Annotated in this window: 14 protein-coding genes; 9 read left to right on the forward strand and 5 right to left on the reverse strand. The window is 70.3% G+C overall.

Going from position 1 to position 20,182, the window contains the following annotated elements; all coding sequences use genetic code 11:
• Positions 1-27 precede the first annotated feature (27 nt).
• Positions 28-3,780, reverse strand: coding sequence for a phosphodiester glycosidase family protein (locus tag N1027_RS13305; protein WP_259508614.1), 3,753 nt, complete (start codon positions 3,778-3,780; stop codon positions 28-30).
• A gap of 275 nt (positions 3,781-4,055) precedes the next feature.
• On the opposite strand from N1027_RS13305, the gene N1027_RS13310 reads away from it, so the two are divergent.
• The 3 genes from N1027_RS13310 to N1027_RS13320 are packed head-to-tail and all read left to right on the forward strand — an operon-like array spanning position 4,056 to position 8,455.
• On the forward strand, positions 4,056-5,369 hold the full coding sequence (locus N1027_RS13310) for a SufS family cysteine desulfurase (protein WP_259508616.1): 1,314 nt from the start codon (positions 4,056-4,058) through the stop codon (positions 5,367-5,369).
• A complete protein-coding gene (gene sufU, locus N1027_RS13315) occupies positions 5,369-5,806 on the forward strand; it encodes a Fe-S cluster assembly sulfur transfer protein SufU (protein WP_259508618.1) in 438 nt (145 codons plus the stop codon). The genes N1027_RS13310 and sufU overlap by 1 nt, the downstream gene beginning before the upstream one ends.
• Before the next feature lie 9 nt (positions 5,807-5,815).
• Positions 5,816-8,455, forward strand: a complete 2,640-nt coding sequence (locus N1027_RS13320) for an MGH1-like glycoside hydrolase domain-containing protein (RefSeq protein ID WP_259508620.1) — start codon at positions 5,816-5,818, stop codon at positions 8,453-8,455.
• A gap of 3 nt (positions 8,456-8,458) precedes the next feature.
• Here N1027_RS13320 and N1027_RS13325 read toward each other — a convergent pair whose 3' ends face one another.
• From N1027_RS13325 to N1027_RS13335, 3 genes are read right to left on the reverse strand one after another with little or no spacing between them, the layout of a single operon-like run.
• The gene (locus N1027_RS13325; RefSeq protein WP_259508622.1) at positions 8,459-9,436 is read right to left on the reverse strand and encodes a DMT family transporter; all 978 of its coding nucleotides are present in this window, start codon (positions 9,434-9,436) and stop codon (positions 8,459-8,461) included.
• 23 nt (positions 9,437-9,459) lie between these two features.
• Positions 9,460-9,777, reverse strand: a complete 318-nt coding sequence (locus N1027_RS13330) for a hypothetical protein (RefSeq protein ID WP_259508624.1) — start codon at positions 9,775-9,777, stop codon at positions 9,460-9,462.
• Between the two features lie 53 nt (positions 9,778-9,830).
• Positions 9,831-11,018: a glycosyl hydrolase family 18 protein gene (locus tag N1027_RS13335; RefSeq protein WP_259508625.1), complete on the reverse strand. Its 1,188-nt coding sequence runs from the start codon at positions 11,016-11,018 to the stop codon at positions 9,831-9,833.
• A gap of 152 nt (positions 11,019-11,170) precedes the next feature.
• Here N1027_RS13335 and N1027_RS13340 point away from each other — a divergent pair, with 152 nt between their 5' ends.
• Positions 11,171-12,826 (forward strand): M20/M25/M40 family metallo-hydrolase, encoded by a 1,656-nt coding sequence (locus N1027_RS13340; protein ID WP_259510386.1) that lies wholly within the window; start codon positions 11,171-11,173, stop codon positions 12,824-12,826.
• A gap of 72 nt (positions 12,827-12,898) precedes the next feature.
• Positions 12,899-14,458 carry a family 14 glycosylhydrolase gene (locus N1027_RS13345; protein WP_259508626.1) on the forward strand — a complete coding sequence of 520 codons (1,560 nt, stop codon included), beginning with the start codon at positions 12,899-12,901 and terminating at the stop codon, positions 14,456-14,458.
• Positions 14,459-14,513: 55 nt separating this feature from the next.
• Here N1027_RS13345 and N1027_RS13350 read toward each other — a convergent pair whose 3' ends face one another.
• Positions 14,514-15,239: a GAP family protein gene (locus N1027_RS13350; RefSeq protein WP_259508627.1), complete on the reverse strand. Its 726-nt coding sequence runs from the start codon at positions 15,237-15,239 to the stop codon at positions 14,514-14,516.
• A gap of 94 nt (positions 15,240-15,333) precedes the next feature.
• Between N1027_RS13350 and N1027_RS13355 the strand changes: the two genes are divergently transcribed.
• The 4 genes from N1027_RS13355 to N1027_RS13370 are packed head-to-tail and all read left to right on the forward strand — an operon-like array spanning position 15,334 to position 20,142.
• Positions 15,334-16,740: a F390 synthetase-related protein gene (locus N1027_RS13355; RefSeq protein WP_259508628.1), complete on the forward strand. Its 1,407-nt coding sequence runs from the start codon at positions 15,334-15,336 to the stop codon at positions 16,738-16,740.
• Complete coding sequence (locus tag N1027_RS13360; protein WP_259508629.1) at positions 16,740-17,870, forward strand: NAD-dependent epimerase/dehydratase family protein; 1,131 nt, start codon at positions 16,740-16,742, stop codon at positions 17,868-17,870. The genes N1027_RS13355 and N1027_RS13360 overlap by 1 nt, the downstream gene beginning before the upstream one ends.
• The gene (locus N1027_RS13365; RefSeq protein ID WP_259508630.1) at positions 17,867-18,895 is read left to right on the forward strand and encodes a 3-oxoacyl-ACP synthase III family protein; all 1,029 of its coding nucleotides are present in this window, start codon (positions 17,867-17,869) and stop codon (positions 18,893-18,895) included. The genes N1027_RS13360 and N1027_RS13365 overlap by 4 nt, the downstream gene beginning before the upstream one ends.
• The gene (locus N1027_RS13370; protein ID WP_259508631.1) at positions 18,892-20,142 is read left to right on the forward strand and encodes a cytochrome P450; all 1,251 of its coding nucleotides are present in this window, start codon (positions 18,892-18,894) and stop codon (positions 20,140-20,142) included. The genes N1027_RS13365 and N1027_RS13370 overlap by 4 nt, the downstream gene beginning before the upstream one ends.
• The last annotated feature ends 40 nt before the right edge of the window (positions 20,143-20,182 follow it).

Genomic DNA, 20,182 nt, shown 5'->3' on the forward strand with positions numbered 1-20,182 from the left:
GACGAGGGCCTTCGTGATGGCGGTGGATCAGTGCTGCGAGGCCCGTCGGCGACGGATCAGGAGCAGGGCGGCGCCACCGCCGAGGAGGGCCAGCAAGGCGATCGAGGCAGTCAGCACCGGGGTGAAGCCGGTGGAGGCCAGGTCGCCCGTGCTGCCGTCGGCGGTGCCGGCATCCGTTCCCGTGCCCGTTCCGGGAGCACCGGCCGGCGGCACCGAGCCGTCGCCGGGGTTCCCGGGCGTGCCGGGGTCGCCGGGCGTGCCCGGATCGCCCGGGTCGCCGGGGTCACCGGGATCGCCCGGGTCGCCCGGCGCCGCATCGACCACGACCTGCACGGTCGAGCTGACCCCGTTCACCGTGACCGTCACCGATCCGGTTCCGGCCGACACCGCCGTGAGCTCGCCCGTCGCCGGGTTCAGCCGGAGCACGCCCGAGGCGGCCGACTCGAGTTCATCGGCGGCACCGTCGTCGATCTGGGTGCCCTCGCCCGACCACTGGGCGCTGACCGGCCAGGCCACCGGCACGACGCGGGTGGAGTCCTGCGTGAAGCTGGCCTTCGTGGTGACCGTCTCGCCCGCGGTCATCACAGCGGGCACGTCGAGCGCGATCGAGTCGACGCGCGGCTTCGTCTCGGCCTGCATCCAGGTGGTGCGGTCGACGACCGTGGTGGGCGACTGACCCACCACGCCGGCGCCCGGGTTCAGCCCGAGCATCGTCCAGCCGGTGAAACCGCCCGTCGCGGGGGTGCCGGCGGGTGACTTGCCCGAGTTGCCGTTGATCAGGCGCGAGACGCCGTCGACGCTGGTGGCGTCGAACACACCCACGTGGCCGTTCACCGCGGCGATCGACTTGCCCGAGTCGTCGCGGAAGTCGGCGAGGGTCTGCAGGAACTGCGCGGCCTCGAAGCGGTCGCCCAGCTGGCTCGCCTTGTCGGGCAGCGGGTCGTCGGCAGGGTGGTGGTTGAACACGAGCACGCCTGTGATGTTCGGGTCGTGGGCCGCCGAGGCGAGCTCGTCGTCGAGGAACTCGAGCTGCTCGAGCCCGCTCGCCCGGAACGACCCGGCCGAGCTGTTCAGCGTGATGAGCTTCGTGTGCCCGACCGTGACCGTGCGATGCGTGGCGCCGAACACGGCCTCGAAGTTCGAGATCGGCCCGCCCATCACCTCGTGGTTTCCCGGCACGTAGATGTAGGGCAGTGCGTCGCCCACTTCCTCGTCGAGCACCTTCTTGGCGAGGGCGATGTCGGCAGGGGAGGCCTCGTCGACGAAGTCGCCGTCGATCACCAGGTAGTCCGGATGCGCCGCCACGATCTGCCGGAGCGTCGCACGGGCGGCCTGCACCAGGTCGCTGTCGGGGTTACGGGCCACGAACTGGGCGTCGCTCATCACGGCGATGTGCTGCGGCCGGTCGGCGACGGTTCCATCGGTCACCACCACCGGGTCGTAGACGACCGGGGTCACCGGCTGCTCGACGTCGGGGGCGACGACCTCCTCGAGGCCGGCGATGGTGAGTTCACCGTGGTAGCTCGCGGTCGACTTGGTCTCGAGCATCCGGATGCGCTGCAGCGACAGGGGATAGGGCGTGCCGGCGGGAACGGTGAACCGCGCCTGCTTCCACCCCGTCCAGTCCACGAAGGGTCCGTCGAGGTTGACGGTGGTTCCCGCGCCGTTCTTGATCTGGATGCGCGGCCAGGTGCCGTTGCCGTCGCCCTTGATCCAGAGAGTGAGCGCCTGCGGCTGCCCCTCCAGGGTGCGGCCGATGCTGCCCGGTGTGGACATCTCGGGCGCCACCGCGTAGTAGCCGCGGGTGCCGGTGCTCTGGGTGAAGTCGTAGCTCAGGGTGAGCGCGGGTTCGCCGTTCGGGCCGGTCGAGGTGGTGGTCGTGCCGGTGGCGCGGTCGGCCGCGGTGGTCCAGCTCGCGCCGTCGCTGAAGTCGGCGACGGAGACGCTGCGGTAGCCGATGGTCACGGCGACATCGACGCTCGTGCCGCCGGCGGTGAAGGTCACGGTGGCCGAACCGCTCTCGGTGGTGGGGGCGATGGTGAAGGTGTCGAGCCCTGACGGAGTCACCGTGACATCCGGTCCGCTCGTCACGGAGACGTCAGTTGCCTCGAGTGGTGCGCCGAAGCCGTCGCCGTCGAGCCCGGTGAGGCCGATCGTGGCGGTCTGGCCGGGATCGGGCAGCGCGACCACGGTGCTGCTGGGCTTCACCCGCACCAGGTCGCCGAGAACGCGCACGGGTGTGGTCGCGGTCATGCCGTTCGCGGAATATGCCACCGAGGCGGTGCCGGGGGAGACGCCCGTGACCACGCCGGTGGCGCCATCCTGCGTCGCCACCGAGACCGTGGAGTCGGCCGAGGCGAAGGTGCCCTCCACCGGAACGCCGGCCAGGTTGTCGTCGAGGCCGATGCCGCCGAGCGTGCGGTGCAGGCCCGGGAACACGGCGTCGGCGTCAGCGGCCGTGGAGCTCGGAGCGACCTGCACGTCGGTCGCCGAGCCGGCCGGCGCGCTCGAGAAGAAGGCCAGACTGTTCGCCACGACCCGCTCGGTGCCGTCGGAGGGGCGGTTGATCACCGCCGCCTCAGCTGTGCCGGGGCGACGGGCGGCGAGGGTGGTCGATCCGCCGCCGTCGAGGTTCACGGCGTTGTAGGAGCCGAGGTCGAGCATGAGGTCGCCGAGCTCCTGGATGGTCATGCCGCGGCCGTCGCCGGCTCGTCCGTCGATCGAGACGACCGTCACGTGGGTGCCGTCGCGGCTCACGCCGACGGCGGTGCGTCCGGCCTCGACCTGGTCGTCGGGTGTCTGCGCGCCGTCGACGATCAGGCGCTGCGATCCACTGACGGCGAGGTCGACGTCGGCGCTCGTGCCCACGGTGATGTCGACACGCTGTCCGACCGAGAGGGCGGCGAGACGGTCGGCACCGGCTTCACGCCCGATCAGCACGCCGGTGCCGTCGGCGATCGACGTGGGGCCGCTCACCGAGGCGGCGTCGGTCGAGACGGCAGTGACGACTCCGTCCTTCACGGTGACGGATGCGACGCGCGCGGCCAGCGCATCCGGGCCGCCGAGCGGGCGGCTGAGCGGGTGAGCGCCCCAGGCCGCGGTGTAGTAGCCGATGGCGTCGGTGGCGAGGCCCGGGGTGTTGACGCCGGCGACGGTCGTCGGCACGCCGCCCACGGTGAAGGTCGCCTTCGCGGACAGCGCCTGGACGGCGGCTACACCGTCGGTGAGGGTGAACGCTTCCCGACTGCCGGAGGCGGCGCTCCGCACACCCTGACTGGGCGACACGTTCGTGCCGACCGGGGCGACCGAGTAATTCATGTCGAAGTAATCGCCGTTCACGGCGGCGACCGCGCCGGTGCCGGCGATCTGCTGGGAGACCGGGGCGCCGCCCGAGACGGTTCCGGAGTCGAGCACGTCGAGCGAGAGCGTGGGAGTGCTGAGATCGGCTGTCATCACGTGGCCGGTGACCCAGCCGGCCGGCTGGAGTCGGCGGAAGTCGGTGAGCACGAGGCCCGGCGCGAGTGTCTCGGTGCTGGCACTGAGCAGTGACGAGTCGCCACCGGAGAGGTCGAGTCCGCCCGTTTCGGGAGCGGTGAGGGCGCCGGCGGGTGCCGCGGTGACGCCCGAGGCCGCGAGGGCGGGCGTGGCCCCCGAGAGGCCGGCGACGGAGAGGCCGCCGAGCGCGAGCGCGCAGGCGACGCCGAGCGAGAGGGCCCGGACGGTGAGGAGGCGGCCGGTCGTGGCCGGCGGATGGTCGGGCGGCGTGCTGTGCGCAGGCATGCAGAACTACTTTCACTTCAGGTGCGTGGAGAAGCCGACGAACCCAGACCCGGGTTCACGTCGACAGGGAGACGTTAGGCAGCGGCCGAGGCGGGGTCGTGTTCGGGCGGCGAACGCCGGGTTGCCGACGGGTTAACGACCCGTGACCGGTCGGCGCGGCGGCGATTTCGGAATGATCGCATCCGGCTCTCACTTAGAGATGATGCAATAGAGGTGTGGATGCGGCCGCTCTTGCGGCCCGCCCGAACCGCTGACTCCCACGTACTGAGGCTCCTGTGACGATCGATCTGAACCACCCGGCAAGCACCGCGACACTGCAGGCGGCCGACGTCGAACGCATCCGCGCCGACTTCCCGATCCTCTCGCGAACGGTGAACGGGCATCCGCTGGTCTATCTCGACTCGGGCGCCACCTCGCAGAAGCCGCAGCGCGTCATCGACGTGGAACGCTCCTATTACGAGCTCAACAACGCGGCCGTGCATCGCGGCGCCCACACCCTCGCCGGTGAAGCCACCGAACTCTTCGAAGACGCCCGCTCGGCCGTGGCGCGATTCGTGGGCGTGGCCGACGATGAGATCGTCTGGACCTCGAACGCCACCGAGGGCATCAACCTCGTGGCCTACGGCATGTCGAACGCCTCCCTCGGGCGTGGGGGCGCCGCTGCCGAGCGGTTCCGGCTCGGCGCCGGCGACGAGATCGTGGTGACCGAGCTCGAGCACCACGCGAACCTCGTGCCGTGGCAGGAACTGGCCTTCCGCACCGGCGCGACGCTGCGGCACATCGGTCTCGACGACGAGGGGCGCATCCGTCTCGACCAGGCCGCCGAGATCATCAATCCGCGCACCCGCGTGGTGGCCTTCGCTCACGTCTCGAACGTGCTCGGCGCCGTCAACCCCGTGGCCGAACTGGTCTCCCTCGCCCACGAGGTGGGCGCGCTCGTGGTGCTCGACGCCTGCCAGTCGGCACCGCACCTGCCGCTCGACCTCGCCGCGCTCGACGTGGACTTCGCCGTGTTCTCGGGGCACAAGATGCTCGCGCCCACCGGGGTCGGCGTGCTCTACGGTCGCTCCGAGCTTCTCAACGCTCTGCCTCCGTTCCTCACCGGAGGGTCGATGATCACCACGGTCGGGCTCACCGAATCCGAGTTCCTGCCCGCTCCGATGCGCTTCGAGGCCGGCACGCAACGGGTGTCCCAGGTGATCGCTCTGGCCGCCGCCGTCGACTACCTCGGCGAGATCGGCATGCACCGCATCGCCGGCTGGGAGGCCGAGCTCGGCCATCGCCTGTATGAGGGGCTGACCGCCGTGCCCGGCGTGCGCGTGCTCGGCCCGGCTCCGGGCGACGGCGTCGAACGGGTGGGGCTTGCGAGCTTCGTGGTCGACGGCATCCACTCGCACGATGTCGGACAGTTCCTCGACGACCGAGGTATCGCGGTGCGGGTGGGCCACCACTGCGCGCAGCCGGTGCACCGCCGCTACGGGGTCTCGTCCACCACCCGGGCGAGCACCTACCTCTACAACACGGCGGCCGAGGTCGACGCGGCGGTGGCTGCCGTGGCCGACTCGCGCGCATTCTTCGGGGTGGCGTGATGGTCTCCAGCGAACTGCAGAGCATGTACCAGGCGGTCATCCTCGACCATTCGAAGCAGAAGCACGGCTTCGGGCTGCACGCTGACGCCGACGGGTCGTCGCACCAGATCAACCCCACCTGCGGCGACGAGGTCACCCTTCAGGTGCATCGCGGCGACCACGGATCGATCGCCTCCATCAGCTGGGAGGGCCAGGGCTGCTCGATCTCGACCGCCTCGGCCTCGCTGCTCAGCGATCTCGTGCACGACCTCTCCGACGACGAGGTGGCCGCGCGAATCGGCGCTTTCCGCGAGCTGATGCAGTCCAAGGGTGCGATCGAGGGCGACGAGGAGCTGCTCGGCGACGCCGTGGCGCTCGGTGGCGTCTCGCGCTACATCACGCGCATCAAGTGCGCGATGCTGCCCTGGGTGGCGTTCGAAGACGCGCTGCGCCCCTAAAATCGCAGCATGACCCCACGCTCCGACGCCGAACGTCGACGCGTCGCCGAAGCGGATGCCGGGGGATGGCGCGACTGGGGCCCGTATCTCGCCGAACGTGCCTGGGGCACGGTGCGCGAAGACTACAGCGCCGACGGCGACGCCTGGCGCTCCTTTCCGCACGACCACGCCCGCTCCCGCACCTACCGTTGGAACGAGGACGGCATGGCCGGGTTCAGCGACGACCAGCAGAGCTGGTGCCTCGGCCTCGCCCTCTGGAACGGCGTCGATCCGATCCTGAAAGAGCGGATGTTCGGCCTGTCCGGTCCCGAGGGCAACCACGGCGAAGACGCCAAGGAGTACTGGTGGTATCTCGACGCCACGCCCTCGCACTCCTGGCAGCGCTGGCGCTACCACTACCCGCAGGCCGCATTCCCCTATGACGAGCTGGTGGAGGCGAATGCAGGTCGCGCGAAGACCGAGACCGAGTTCGAGCTCGTCGACACCGGCGTCTTCGACGACGGCCGCTATTGGGTGGTGACCGTCGACTACGCGAAGGCCGGCCCGCACGATCTGCTGATGCGCGTCACGGTCGAGAACGCCGGGCCCGAGACCGCGAGCATCCACGTGCTGCCGAGCCTGTGGTTCCGGAACGTGTGGGATTGGGACCTCGAGCCGCCCGCGAAGCCGCTGATCCGTGCATCCGGAGACGACACACTGCTCGCTGCCCGCCCCGACGGCGACGACCTGGTGCTGCGCATCGATCGCGGCAGCGCCCCGGGCGCCGAGGCCCTGTTCTGCGAGAACGAGACCAACCGCGAGCTGCTCTTCGGCGAGCCGAACACCACGCCCTACCCGAAAGACGGCATCAACGACCATGTCGTCTCGGGCGCGCCAACGGTCAACCCGGCGAAGCGCGGCACCAAGGCAGCCTTCCACGAGATCCTGACCGTTCCGCCGGGTGGGAAGCACGAGATCCGGCTGCGCCTGACGACCGCTCAGGATGCGCCGACCAGCGCAGCCGAGTTCGCCGACTTCGACGAGGTGGTCACCGCCCGCGAGGCCGAGGCCGACGACTTCTACGCCGAGGTGATCCCCGCGACCACGGCTCCCGAAGAGACCCGGGTGGCGCGGCAGGCCTTCGCCGGACTGCTCTGGTCGAAGCAGTTCTTCCACTTCGACGTGCGGCGCTGGCTCGACGGAGACCCCACCTCGCCTCCGCCCCCGCCCGGCCGGCAGGCGGTGCGGAACGGCGACTGGCGGCACCTCTCGAGCCATGACGTCATTCTCATGCCCGACCCGTGGGAGTACCCGTGGTTCGCGGCGTGGGATCTGGCCTTCCACTGCGTGACCATGGCGCACATCGATCCGGAGTTCGCGAAGGCGCAGTTGATCCTCATCCTGCGGGAGTGGTACATGCATCCGAACGGTCAGCTGCCGGCCTACGAGTGGAACTTCGGCGACGTGAACCCGCCGATCGAAGCCTGGGCGGCACTTCGGGTGTTCGAGATCGACGGCGGCAGCGACTACCACTTCCTCGGCCGCATCTTCCACAAGCTGCTGATGAACTTCACCTGGTGGACCAACAACAAAGACCACGGCGACAACAACCTGTTCGAGGGCGGCTTCATGGGCCTCGACAACATCGCGCCGCTCGACCGGTCCACCCTGCCGCCCGAGGTCGGGGTGCTCGAACAGGCCGACTCCACGGCCTGGATGGCCACCTACGCACTGCACCTGCTCGACATGGCGTTGCTGCTCACGATGCACGACCGCGCCTACGAAGACGTCGCCACGAAGTTCTTCGAGCACTTCCTCGTGATCGCCGCCTCGGCCAACGACGCCGGACTCTGGGACGAGGAGGATGCGTTCTATTACGACCTCCTGCACCTGGCCGACGGCCGCGAGGTGCCGATGAAGGTGCGCTCGCTCGTCGGGCTCGTGCCGGTGACGGCCGCGCTCGTCTTCGACCGCGGGCAGATGGGTCGCCTGGAGGAGTTCGTGCAACGCGGCCGGGCGTTCCTCGATCGCAATCCGCACTACCGCCAGCACGTGCACATCCGGGTCGACGACGACGGGCGCACCGGCCGGCGGGTGTCGAGCCTGATGGCCCTGGTCGATCCGGAGCGGCTCACGCAGATCCTCGCCGGTGTGCTCTCGACCGAGCGGATGCTCTCGCCCTACGGGGTGCGCAGCATCTCGGCCTGGCACCGCGAACATCCCTTCCGGGTGGAGGTCGACGGCGCCGAGGCCGTGGTCGACTACGAACCGGGGGAGTCGACATCCGGCCTCTTCGGCGGCAATTCCAACTGGCGCGGGCCGGTCTGGTTTCCGCTCAACGTGCTCATCATCGAGTCGCTCCGCGGCTACAACGCGAACTTGGGCGAGACGCATCGGGTCGAGTATCCGGCCGGCTCCGGGGTGCAGCACACGCTCGGCGAGGTGGCCGACGATCTCGCTGGTCGCCTGATCTCCCTCTTCGTCGGAGCACCGGAGGCACCACGACCGGCGGATGCGCGGTATCCGCTGCTCTCCACCGACCCGCGCTGGCGGGACAACATCACCTTCTACGAGTACTTCCACGGTGACACCGGGCAGGGACTCGGCGCTTCGCACCAGACCGGATGGACGGCCCTCGTGGCGCACCTGATCGTGACGAAGCGCCGCTGAGCCTCAGGACGGGGCGCCGACCCCGGGGGCTGGGTTGCTCCGCCCGCGCCAGGGCACGGCGAGGATGACGAGACCCGCGGCCAGCACCACCAGCCCCACCACAGCGAGCCCCGGAAGCACCTCACCGAGCACCAGGGTGCCGAGGAGGGTCGCGGTGAGCGGCTCGGCGAGGGTGAGGGTGGAGACGGTGGAGGCGCGGAGGCGACCGAGGCCCCAGCCGAAGAGCAGGTAGGCGACCGTCGTGGTGACGAGGCCGAGCCAGAGCGCCATCGCGAGGCCGGGCCCGGTGGCCAGCCAACTCATGTCGGTGGCCAGGAGGAGCGGGATGCTGAACACGGCCGCGATCCCGAACACGGAGCCCATGGTGGAGCTCGGCGTCCAGCCGCGCTCCAGCAGCGCCTTGCTCGCCAGGGTGTACACGGCGTAGGAGGCGCCGGCGCCCAGCGAGGCGACGAGGCCGGGCACGCTGATCGCGGTGGTGCTGTCGGCCATGCCCTCGCCTGCAACGCCGCCGTCGGTGCCGAGCAGGCCGCTGATCAGCACCACCCCCGCGGTGGCGACGAGGGTGGCCACGAGCCACACCGCGCCCGGGAAACGGCGGTGCAGCGCCCAGTCGAGCAGCCCGGTGATGATCGGCGCCGAGCCGAGCGCGACCACCGTGCCCACGGCCACGCCGTTCAGGCTCGTGCCGAGAAAGAACGCGGGCTGGTAGGCGAGCACCCCCGCTGCGGCGACGAGGAGGAGCAGCCACGACGGCGCGCCGCGCCCGCTCGGTCCTGGGCTCGCGGGGTCAGGGATTCGCACCGTCGCGCGGCGTCGCATCCGGAGCCCTAGCGCGATCACGGCGAGCACCCCGCCGCCGATCAGGATGCGGGCGGCCCCGATCGAGAGCGAGGAGGCGTCGGCCGGTCCGAAGGCCTGCGCGGTGCCGGTCGTGCCGAAGCAGACGGCGGCGAGCAGAACCGCCAGATAAGGGAGCATGGGCGACAGTGTGCCACGCACGGTCAGCGCGGGATCTGCGACATCCCGATCACCAGCACGCACACCAACGCCACGGCGGCGATCGCGCCGAAGCACACGGCCATCAGCATGAGCCGGAGTCGCCCGCCACGCACCAGCAGCCGGATCTCGATCATCGCCACATAGAGCAGCAGGATGACGACGATGCCGACGATCGCCACGCCGGTCGAGTTCACCAGCTGGAGTGACCAGAGCAGCACCACCGCGATCGCCGCCATGATGGCGCCGAGCACGAGCCAGATGCGGCCGGTGGACGTCGTGAGCGACGGCTGATTGGTGACCTTCGTCGGGTCGTCGTCCATCGTGCGCCTCGTCTCCGACCGCCCCACCGCGTTCGTCTCGCCCGGGTTCGATTCTACTCCGCGGAGGCGAGTTGCCAGATGGCGACGCCGTGCAGTCCTTCTTCTCTCGCGAACTGCATGCGGATGTCGCGGGAGGTCTCATCCGACCACCAGAGCACCGTCGAATCGTCGAGCGTCGCCGTCCATTCGCCCTGTTCGGCGTCGAAGACCGCGTGGTCACCGGCGATGGCCCGCGCATCCGTCACGCGCAGGGTGGTGCCGGGAGATCCGTCGCCGGGCCAGGAGTATCCGTAGGCACCGATGCCGAGGTCGATCTTGGCGTCCGGCACCCCGGATGCGCGCAGCGCGTCGAGCGAGGACATCACCCAGGGCATGCCTCCGACCGGCCCGGGCTCGCTCCAGGAAGGTCCGTGCTGGTCGTAGCCCATCAGCACGACCCGGTCGACCGTGGCGAGCAGGCCGTGGAAGTCGTAGCCGGCGGCGAGGTAGTCGGCGGGGCTCGCCTTCGCCATCACGGCGATGGAGATCGGGATCTCGCCGGTCGCGGTGAGGGTGCCGGCATCGGGCAGCGACTCGGTGCCGTGACCGGGCACCTGGTCGAGTGCCGAGTCGAGTTCGCGGGCGAAGGCGGTGAGACCGGCCGCATCGGTGATGCTGAGGTATTCGAGGTCGAGTTGCACGCTGTCGTAGCCGCCGGCCTCGACGGCAGCCACCAGCTCGCCGATCACGGCGGTGCGGTTCGTCGGGCTGCCGAGCAGGGCAGCGCCGATCTCGGCCGAGAAGTCCTTCGTCTCGAGGTCGTAGTTGGCGATGAGGAGTTCCGCGTGCATGCCGAGGGCGTGCGCCTCGGCCACCACCTCGGCCGATCCCGGGGGCTCCGGGATGAGACTCGCGCCGCCCTCGTCCACCATCACACCGTCGACGCCGATCATGGTGGCGAGTCCCGCATTGGCGGTGACGTGTCGTGCCGAGTCCTCGTCGATGAGGAGGTAGCCCTCCACGCCGAACGGATCGGTGTGGGAGCTGCCCGTGTGCGGGTGCGTGGAACGCGAATCGGTGGGAAGTGGCGAGGGTGTGCCCGCACCTCCGTCGGGAACCGGGCGTGACGAGGGGTTGAACGAGTCACCGGCGGCCAACTCCGACACGCATCCTCCGAACAGCAGCGTCGAACCGGCCACGAGCAGCATCAGCACCGTGCGCACGGCGCGCCGGGGCTGGGAGGTGGGCGCGGGCGGGCTCATGCTCTCATTCTGCTGAACAGGGCGCTTCGCCGCCTGGCCCGCACTGAAGTCGGCGGTTTTTGCGGTTTTCCGACGGATGCTTGGTGTGAGGCCCCTGTACGGGGGTAGTCTTCGACAAACGTTCACGCGATCAAGGGGAGAACCACGTGAAGATGCTTCATCGGAGACTCGCAGCATTCGGCATCGGAACGGGGGTGATGGTCGCGGGAGTCGCCGGTTTCGGAGCGAGTGCGGCCTTCGCCGTCGATCCGGACGATCTGGAGTCACGGGTCACAGTCGCGGGGATCACCGCGCACCTGCAGGCCCTGCAAGACATCGCCGACGCCAACGGCGGCAACCGGGCGATCGGTTCGCCGGGCTACGAGGCCAGCGGGCAGTACGTCGAGAGCGTGCTCACCGCCGCGGGCTACACGCCGGTGCGCCAGGAGTTCCAGGCGACGACGCAGACGATCGATGCTTTCTCGATCACCCTGCTGGGCACCACCACCGGCCCTGAGGGCGATCGCATCCCGATGGAGGGAACCACGGAGACACCTGTCGGCGGGATCGTCGACGCCGAGATGGTCGCCCCCGCCACCGCCACCGGATGCACGACCGCGGAGTGGGGCGGTGTGGATGCCACGGACAAGGTGGCGGTAGTCAGTCGCGGGGTCTGCTCGTTCGCTGAGAAGACGCTCGCCGCCGCTGAGGCCGGTGCCGTCGCGGTGCTGGTCTACAACAGCGAGCCCGGGCCGCTCAACGGCACGCTCGGAGAGCAGCTGCCGGAGTACATCCCCTCCGTCGGACTCTCGCAGGAGGAAGGCGCGGCCCTGGTGGCCGCCCTGCCGAGCAACCCTCTGGTGAGCCTCACGCTCGAGGAGACGACGACCACCGTCGACACCTTCAACATCATCGCCGAGACGACTACCGGTCGCACCGACAACACGGTGATGCTGGGCGCGCACCTCGACTCGGTTCCCGAGGGGCCCGGCATCAACGACAACGGATCGGGGTCGGCAGCGATCCTGGAGACCGCGGTGCAGTTGGCCGCATCCGGAGACCTCAACAACCAGGTGCGTTTCGCCTGGTGGGGTGCCGAAGAGGTGGGCCTGGTCGGTTCGACCCACTACGTCGACGACCTGGCGGTGAACGATCCGGCCGAACTCGACCAGATCGCCACCTACCTCAACTTCGACATGGTGGCGTCGCCGAACTACGTGATCAGCGTCTACGACGCCGATCAGTCGACCTATGAGGCGCCGGTCGAGGTGCCCGAAGGATCGATCGCGACCGAGAAGGCGTTCACCGATTACTTCGACGCGAACGGGCAGCCGTGGATCGACACGGCGTTCGACGCCCGGAGCGACTACGACGCGTTCATCGCCAACGGGGTGCCGGCCTCCGGCCTGTTCACCGGGGCAGACGACGAGAAGACCGTCGATCAAGCCGCACTGTTCGGTGGCACGGGCGGGCCGGGCAACACCCCCGACCCGAACTACCACTCGGTTGCCGACGACATCGCCAACGTGAACGCGGATGCGCTCGGCATCATGGCCGGTGCGATCGCTTCGGTCACGGCGTCGCTCGCCAACGACACCACGGCGATCAACCAGTTCCCGCCGGCAGTCGTTCCGGTCGACCCGGCACCCGTGCCCGAGCCTGTGGCCGACCCGGCCCCCGGCTCGCAGCTCGCGGCGACCGGTGCTGAGGGTGCCCTCGGCGCCCTGCCGGTCGGCGCGCTGCTGCTCGGTGTGGGCGCTGTGCTCGCGGTGCTGCGGATGCGTTCGGCACACGCCGACGCCGCACGCCCGGGCGCTCGTCGCGAGTAGCTCGGTGGCAGTCGTGAATTAGGGAGAAACTACTCACGCCGGACGGCGGTCGCGCGAACCTAGCGTGGGGGGATGGCATCTCGTACCCATCCCCGCACCCGGGTCGCAGTCGCGGCCGCCGTTCTGTCTGCCCTCTCCACGCTGACCATCGCGGTCGCGCCGGCCGTCGCTCCTTCCGCCTCGGCGAGCTCGGGAACGGCGTCGACCGTCAGCGTGATGGCGCCGCTCTGGATCGACGACTGGCAGACCTCCGGGCCCGAGTGGCGGGCCTTCACCGCCTCGCTGGCGGTGGCGGATGCGCAGGGTGTCGACGCGGTGGCCGTCGACGTGTGGTGGGGCGCAGTCGAGGCCTCGCGCGGCAGTTTCGACTGGGCCTACTACGACAAGCTGTTCGGGGCGGTCGTGGGCGCGGGGCTCGATCTGGTGCCCGTGATGTCGTTCCATCAGTGCGGCGGCAACGTCGGAGACGACTGCTCGATCCCGGTGCCCTCGTTCGTCTGGGAGCCGTTCCAGATCTGCGGTGTCGCGGGCTGGTGCTCGAGCGTGCCGGTCGAGAATTTCTACCGGAGCGAATACGGCAACGACGATCGTGAAGCCCCGGCGCCCTGGGGCGTGGGCAACGAACGAACTCTGCTCGACATGCGCGACTTCATGAACGCCTTCGAGGCGCACTACAGCGCTTCGGGCTCGGATTTCGCCGACCGCATGCAGGAGGTGACGGTCAGCACCGGTCCGGCGGGCGAGCTGCGCTACCCGTCTTACGCCGCTCACGATTCGAAGGTGTCCGGCAATCCGGCGGGGTACCCGAACCGCGGCACCTTCCAGAGCTACACACCGGCCGCCATCACGGCGTTCGCCGACTGGGCCGTGGCGCGTTACGGCTCCGTCGCCGGCGTCGGATCGGCCTGGGGCATCCCGGGGCTCAGCTACTCGATGATCTCGCCGCCCACCGACCACGAGCGATTCATCGACTCGGGCGCCTACCGCTCGATCACCTACGGGCGCGACTTCACGCGCTGGTACAACGAGAGCCTGCTGCGCCACGGCCGTGAGGTGATGGTGCAGGCCATCGACGCCTTCGACGGCGAGCTCGCCGCGGTGCCGCTCGGCATCAAGGTGCCCGGGGTGCACTGGCAGACGATGTCGTCGAGCCCGATGCAGCGAGCGCCCGAGGTCGCCGCCGGTCTCATCCACACCGACCAGGCCTTCAACGCCGCCTCGACCTCGCACGGCTACGACAGCATCGCAGCCCTCGTGCACGATCTCGACGTGAACGGAGACGGGAGCGGTGCACCGACCCACCGGGTGCTCCTGCATTTCACCGCGCTCGAGATGCCCGACGGGCGGGAATGGGACGGATCGGCGCACGCGTACTCCGACGCCGCGTCGCTCGTGAGTTGGGTCGGGGCTGCGTCGGCCAAGGCGCACATCACCCTGAAGGGCGAGAATGCGCTGGCGGGCAACCTCGGCAGCTCGGGGTCGACGTCCGCACCGGGCTGGTCGCACATCCGCGATGCCTTCTCGGGCGCGACCGCCTATTCGGGTCTGACCATTCTGCGGATCTCCGACGTCACGGCGTCGGGCACGACCGGGCGGAGCGAATTCGAGCGATTCATCCGCGACTTCGGGTAAGGCCTCGGTCGGGGTGCCGGCGTCAGCCGGGGCTCTGTCGCGGTCGGCCGGCGCCCTAGTAGTGGGCCAGGCCGCTGCCGATGATGACCGTGCCGAGCACGAGAACGACGACGGTGGTGACGGTGGCGGCGTTGCTCTCGATCCAGATGCGGGTCTCCTCGAGCGGGTGGCGCATCCGAGACGGGTCGACGACGGCGAAGATGATGGGAGCGGCGAGGGTCGAGATGCCGAGTACGACGAAGAGGGCGATGCCGACCACGACCTCGCTGAGGGTGGCGCCCCCCGCGCCGATCGCGACCCCCGCGGCGATCGTGAGCAGCAGATTCTTCGGGCGCAGCATCAGCACGAATCCGACGCCGAGCGAGGGGATGGGGCTCAGCGTGGTGACTTTGGCCATCCACTTGGCCGCACCGGTGGGCGACTTCGCCGCGGTGCCATCGGGGGCGGGTGCCGAGGCCGGGTGTTCCTCGGCCTCGTGGTGGCGACGCCGGGCGGCGCGCCAGCGCACCCCCGCGATGACGAGCAGACCCACGCCGAGAGCGACTTCGATCGTGGCGATGAGGGGGCTCTTCGACTCGGAAGGTGCCGGCGGAAGAAGCGTCGCAACGGCTGTGAAGAGCGTGGTGAGGCCCGCGAGGCCGATGACCGCGCCGATCAGGTAGGTGAGGCTCGACCAGCGACCGCGCGGCGACAACAGGATGAGCACCATCACCACGATCGGAACCGAGCTGAGGGCCACGCCGACGGCGAGCGGCAGGATGTGTCCGATGATGCCCGCCATTGCGCCATTCTATGAGTCCGGGAGGCGGCGGATGTGCACGCGACGCCCGCGCGCGACCGTGGCCTGCGGTTATCCTGACGGGGTGACACGGTCGATGACAGACCGCGCGCTCGTCGCCGTGATGCTCGGCCGATTCGCTCGTGCGCGGTGGGGGTTCCGGTTCCGCACCCGGGCACGATTCGACGCGTGGCAACGCCGGCGCCTCCGCTCGTTCCTGCGCAGGATCTCCGATGCGCCGTTCTATCGCACGGCGGGCAGCTCGGAAGCGTTGTCGAGTGCTTCCTCCGGGAGGAATCGACCGAGCCGACGTCGCGCATCCGTGGTGCGGCTCGATCAGCTGCCGATCGTCGACAAGTCGACGTTGCTGGAGCATTTCGACGAACTGAACACGCGGGGCGTGCGGCTCACCGACGCCCTCGGTGTCGCGATGCGGGCCGAGCACAGCCGTGACTTCTCGCCCCTGATCGACGGCGATCTCACCGTGGGTCTGTCGAGCGGCACCTCGGGTCGGCGTGGAGCGTTTTTGGTGAGCCCTCACGAGCGCATGCTCTGGGCCGGCACGATCCTCGCCCGCGTGCTCGACGAACGGTCGCTCGGTCAGCTGCTCCGACCGTGGCGTCCGCCGCTCCGCATCGCGTTCTTTCTGCGTGCGGGCGGCAACCTCTATGAGTCCGTCGCGAGTTCGCGCATCCGCTTCACCTTCTACGACCTCACGGAGCCGTTCGAGTGCCACCTCGCCGCACTCGATGCCGCCGTCGAGCAAGGCACGGGCCCCGATGTGCTGGTGGCGCCGGCCTCCGTGCTCGGAGCGCTCGCCCGGCACGCGAAGGCCGGATCGCTCGGCATCCGGCCGACGCTGGTGGTGTCGGTGGCCGAGGTTCTCGAACCGGAGACGGTCGCCGGGGTGAGGGCCGCCTGGGGGGTGCCGACGCGCCAGGTCTATCAGGCGACCGAGGGGCTGCTCGGAGTGAGCTGCGAGCACGGGGCGCTGCACCTGAACGAGGAGTCGGTGCACGTCGAGCGCGAGTGGCTCGACGCCGAGCGCACCCGGTTCGCGCCGGTGGTGACCGATTTCGATCGCCGCACGCAGATCATCGCCCGCTATCGCCTCGACGACGTGCTGCGGGTCGATCCCTCAGCACCGGAGCGGTGCACCTGCGGACGGGTCACGGCCGTGCTCGCGGCGGTCGACGGGAGGGCCGATGCGGTGCTGCGGTTGCCGGCTCGCGACCACCCCGGGGTAGTTGAGGTGTTTCCGGATGCGGTGCGCCGCGCGATGGCGCTGGGCTCAGACGGCTACGCCGATTGGCGCATCCGGCAGACCGGAATCGACCTGCGGGTGTCGTTGGCCGACGCGGCTCCGGGCGCGACCACGCGGGTTGCGGCGGCGCTCGGCGAGTTGTTCGCCCACTACGGATGCGCGGCCACCGTCGTCGACGAGCCCTGGGTGACGCTCGATCCGGCGGCGAAGGTGCGCCGAATCGTGCGCGAGGACTCGTGATGACGGCGGCGGAGCATCCGGTCTCCGGAGGCGGAGTCGCCCCGGCCGGTGCCGTCGGCGATGGCGTGGTCGTCGCAGCCGGTGGCGCCGACCCCCGCGATCGCGCTCCGGATGCGGGCGGTGACCGGCCGCTTCGGGTGCTCGTGAGCGGGGCTTCTGGGTTCGTGGGCGGTGCACTGCTTCGGCGATTGGCCGGCGACCTCGGGTTCGACGCGCTCGGACTCGGGCGGAGGCCCCTCGATCGTGCCGATTACCGGATGCTCGACCTCGCCGATGCGGGAGCGGCGCACCAGCTCGACGCCCTCGGCTTCCGGCCGGACGTCATCGTGCACGCGGCCGCTCGCAGCTCCCCGTGGGGCACGTGGGCCGAGTTCGAACGCGAGAACGTCGGCACCACCCGGTCCGTCGTCGACTACGCGACACGGCAGGCGACGCGACCGCGACTCGTGTTCGTGTCGACCGCATCCGTTCTCTACACGGCGAGCGACCAGGTCGGCGTCAGCGACGACGTCGTGGCCGGGCCCCGTTTCGTCAACGACTACGCCGCCTCGAAGTACACGGCCGAGCTCGCAGTGCGCGACTACCCGGGCGAGTGGGCGGTGTTACGGCCGCGGGCGGTGTTCGGCCCGGGCGACACCACGCTGCTGCCGCGACTGCTGTCGGCGGCTCGGCGGGGTGCGCTGCCCCGGTTCCGCACCGGGCGATCTGGCCCTGTGCTGTCCGATCTCGTCTACATCGACACACTCGTCGAGCAGCTCGTCGTCGCAGCGACGTCGCCAGCGGTCGTGGGGCAGACGGTCGTCGTCACGAATGGAGAACCCGTGCCGTTGCAGGAGACCGTGTTCGGTCTGCTCGACCGGATGGGGGTGCCGCGTCCGCACCGCTCCATCTCGCGCAGGACGGCGCTGGCGGCTGCCACGGCTCTGGAATGGGCGTGGCGGATGGCGCGGAGGAGCGGTGAGCCCCCGATCACGAGATACTCGGTGATCGTGTATGCCTATTCGAAGACCTTCGATGCCCGGCGCTGTCGCGAGCTCTTCGGGCCGCCGGCCGTTTCGGTGGGCGAGGGTCTCGATCGCGTCGTGGCGTCGCTCGTCGCGAACGTGGCTGCGTCCCGGGCGGTCTCGTGACGAACGCCGCGCGCCTCCGTTCGCGCATCGCGGCCGTGGCCACCTACCTGCCGCCCGCCACGCGCAGTACCGCCGAAACCGAGCAGCGGTTGCGCCGCCTGAACCCCGGGCTCTCGCTTCCCACCGGGCTCGTGCGCCGCCTGACCGGAGTCGACACCGTGCACCTGCGCCCCGATGGCTGGCAGACCTCCGATCTCGCCGTCGCCGCCGCGCGCGACGCCCTCGAGCAGTCGCCCGGGCCGATCGACCTGCTGCTGTTCGCCTCCGCGAGTCAAGACCTGATCGAACCCGCCACCAGCCACATCGTCTCGGCCAAGCTCGGTCTCGGCTGCCCGGTGATGGACATCAAGAACGCGTGCAACAGCGTGCTCAACGCCCTGCAGGTCGCGGATGCCTTGATCACCTCGGGGCAGTACCGCCGTGTGCTCATCGCGAGCGGTGAGGAGCCCTCGCACGCCGTGCGCTGGCGACTCGACGACCAGCGGCAGTTCCTCCGCTCCTTCGCCGGATACACGATGAGCGACGGGGGAGCGGCTGTGCTGCTCGAACGCGCGAGCGATCGGGGCGACGATCAGGGGCCGGGCATCCTGGGCAGTCGTTTCGTGGCGCACTCCGAGCACTGGGCGGTGGGCACGCTGCCCGCCGGCGGCTCGGTCAATCCGCACGCCGAGGGCGGCAGCTACTTCGACATGGACGGCGCGGCCCTGCAGCGCGCCTTCAGCGAACTGGGCGTCGGGCTCGTGGAGCAGGCCATCACCGCGCTCGGTCATCGGGTTGCCGAACTCGACTTCGTCGCCGTGCACCAGGTGGCGTTGTCGTATCACGACACCATCGTCGAGGTGCTCGGAATCGACCCCGCCCGCACCGTCGTGACCATCGCCGAGCACGGCAACCTCGCCTCCGTGACCCTTCCGCTCCAGTTGCAGCTCGCGCGCGAACGGGGCCTGGTGGGAGAGGGCAGCCTGGTGGCGCTGGTCGGCCTGGCGGGCGGCATCTCCCTCGGCGCGATGGTGGTGCGCTTGTGACGCGTGACGTGCGGGTCGAATCGGGCGCGACGGCGGCCACGCCGGCGGGCGTGCGGCCGGGCGCCGAACGACCGTGGGAGGAGCGGGTGCAGCGCACCGCGCATCCGCTCGTCTACCCGCTGCTGTCCCGCATCCGGAGACCCGTGCTGCGGGTGCCGAAGCTCGGCGTCGTGGTGACGGAGGCAGACGCCCTGCGGGCCGTGCTGCTCGACACCGCGAGCTTCACCAAGACGGGCCCCGGCTCGCCGGCCGAGCTGTGGACGCCCGTGCTCGGGCCGTCGGTGCTGCTCAACATGGAGGGCCTCGATCATCTGGCGTTGCGGCGACGGCTCGGGCCGCTGTTCGCGCCGGCGTACGTAGGCGAGCTGACTCGGACGACGATCGGCGCGGCAGCGACGTCGCTCACCGAGCGGCTGGTCGCGGGCGAGACGGTCGATCTCGTGGCCGAGGTGCGGGAGTACGCCGGGAGAGTGATCAGCCGGTTGGTGGGCCTCGAACGCGAGGTGATCGGCGAAGATCTGTTCGCACGGGTGTCGGCCGTGACCGGCTTCGTGCGGCTGTCACGCCCCCGCTTCACGCCCGCGCAGGTGACCGCCGCTCGTGAGGTGCTCGGCGAACTGACCCAGCACGCCCGTCGTGCGTATCGTGAGTGCCCGGACGGCGGCCTCGACGGTAGCGGCGGCCAGGCACCGGCCACGACGGTTCCCGGCCGGATGCGCGAGCTCGGGCTCTCCGAAGACGAGGCGATGGGCGCGGTCGGCGCTTTCGTGCTCACCGGCACCGAGACGCTCGTCTCCTACCTGCCGCGGATGATCGCGATCCTGGCCGACACCGGCTGGCTCGACGTTCTCGCGCGCGACCGCACGCTCGTCGATGCGGCCGTGGCCGAGGGCCTGCGGGTGACCACACCGTCGCCGGTGATGCTGCGGAGCGTGCAGGCCGAAGCATCCGTCGGCGGCGTGGCCGTGCATCCGGGTGACCGTCTCATTCTCGCCACCTTCCTCGCGGATCGCGCCGCGGGCGGCTTCGACCCGGTCGGCAACCCGGCGGCATCGCTCAAGCAGCTCTGGTTCGGCGCGGGTGTGCACTTCTGCCTCGGAGCGCCGCTCGCCATGGCGCAGATCGCGACGACTCTGGGCGCGGTGCTCGACGCCTCGGCCGAAGCGCCCCTGCGAGTCGTCTCCCGCCGAGCCCAGCGCGGCACCCTCATCCCCGCCTACGCCCGGCTCGCCCTGTCCCGACGGTGAGGGCGCACCTGGGCGGGCGGCATCGCGGCCGGTAGCATCG

It is taken from the genome of Herbiconiux aconitum (genome assembly GCF_024979235.1).
Lineage (GTDB): Bacteria > Actinomycetota > Actinomycetes > Actinomycetales > Microbacteriaceae > Herbiconiux > Herbiconiux aconitum.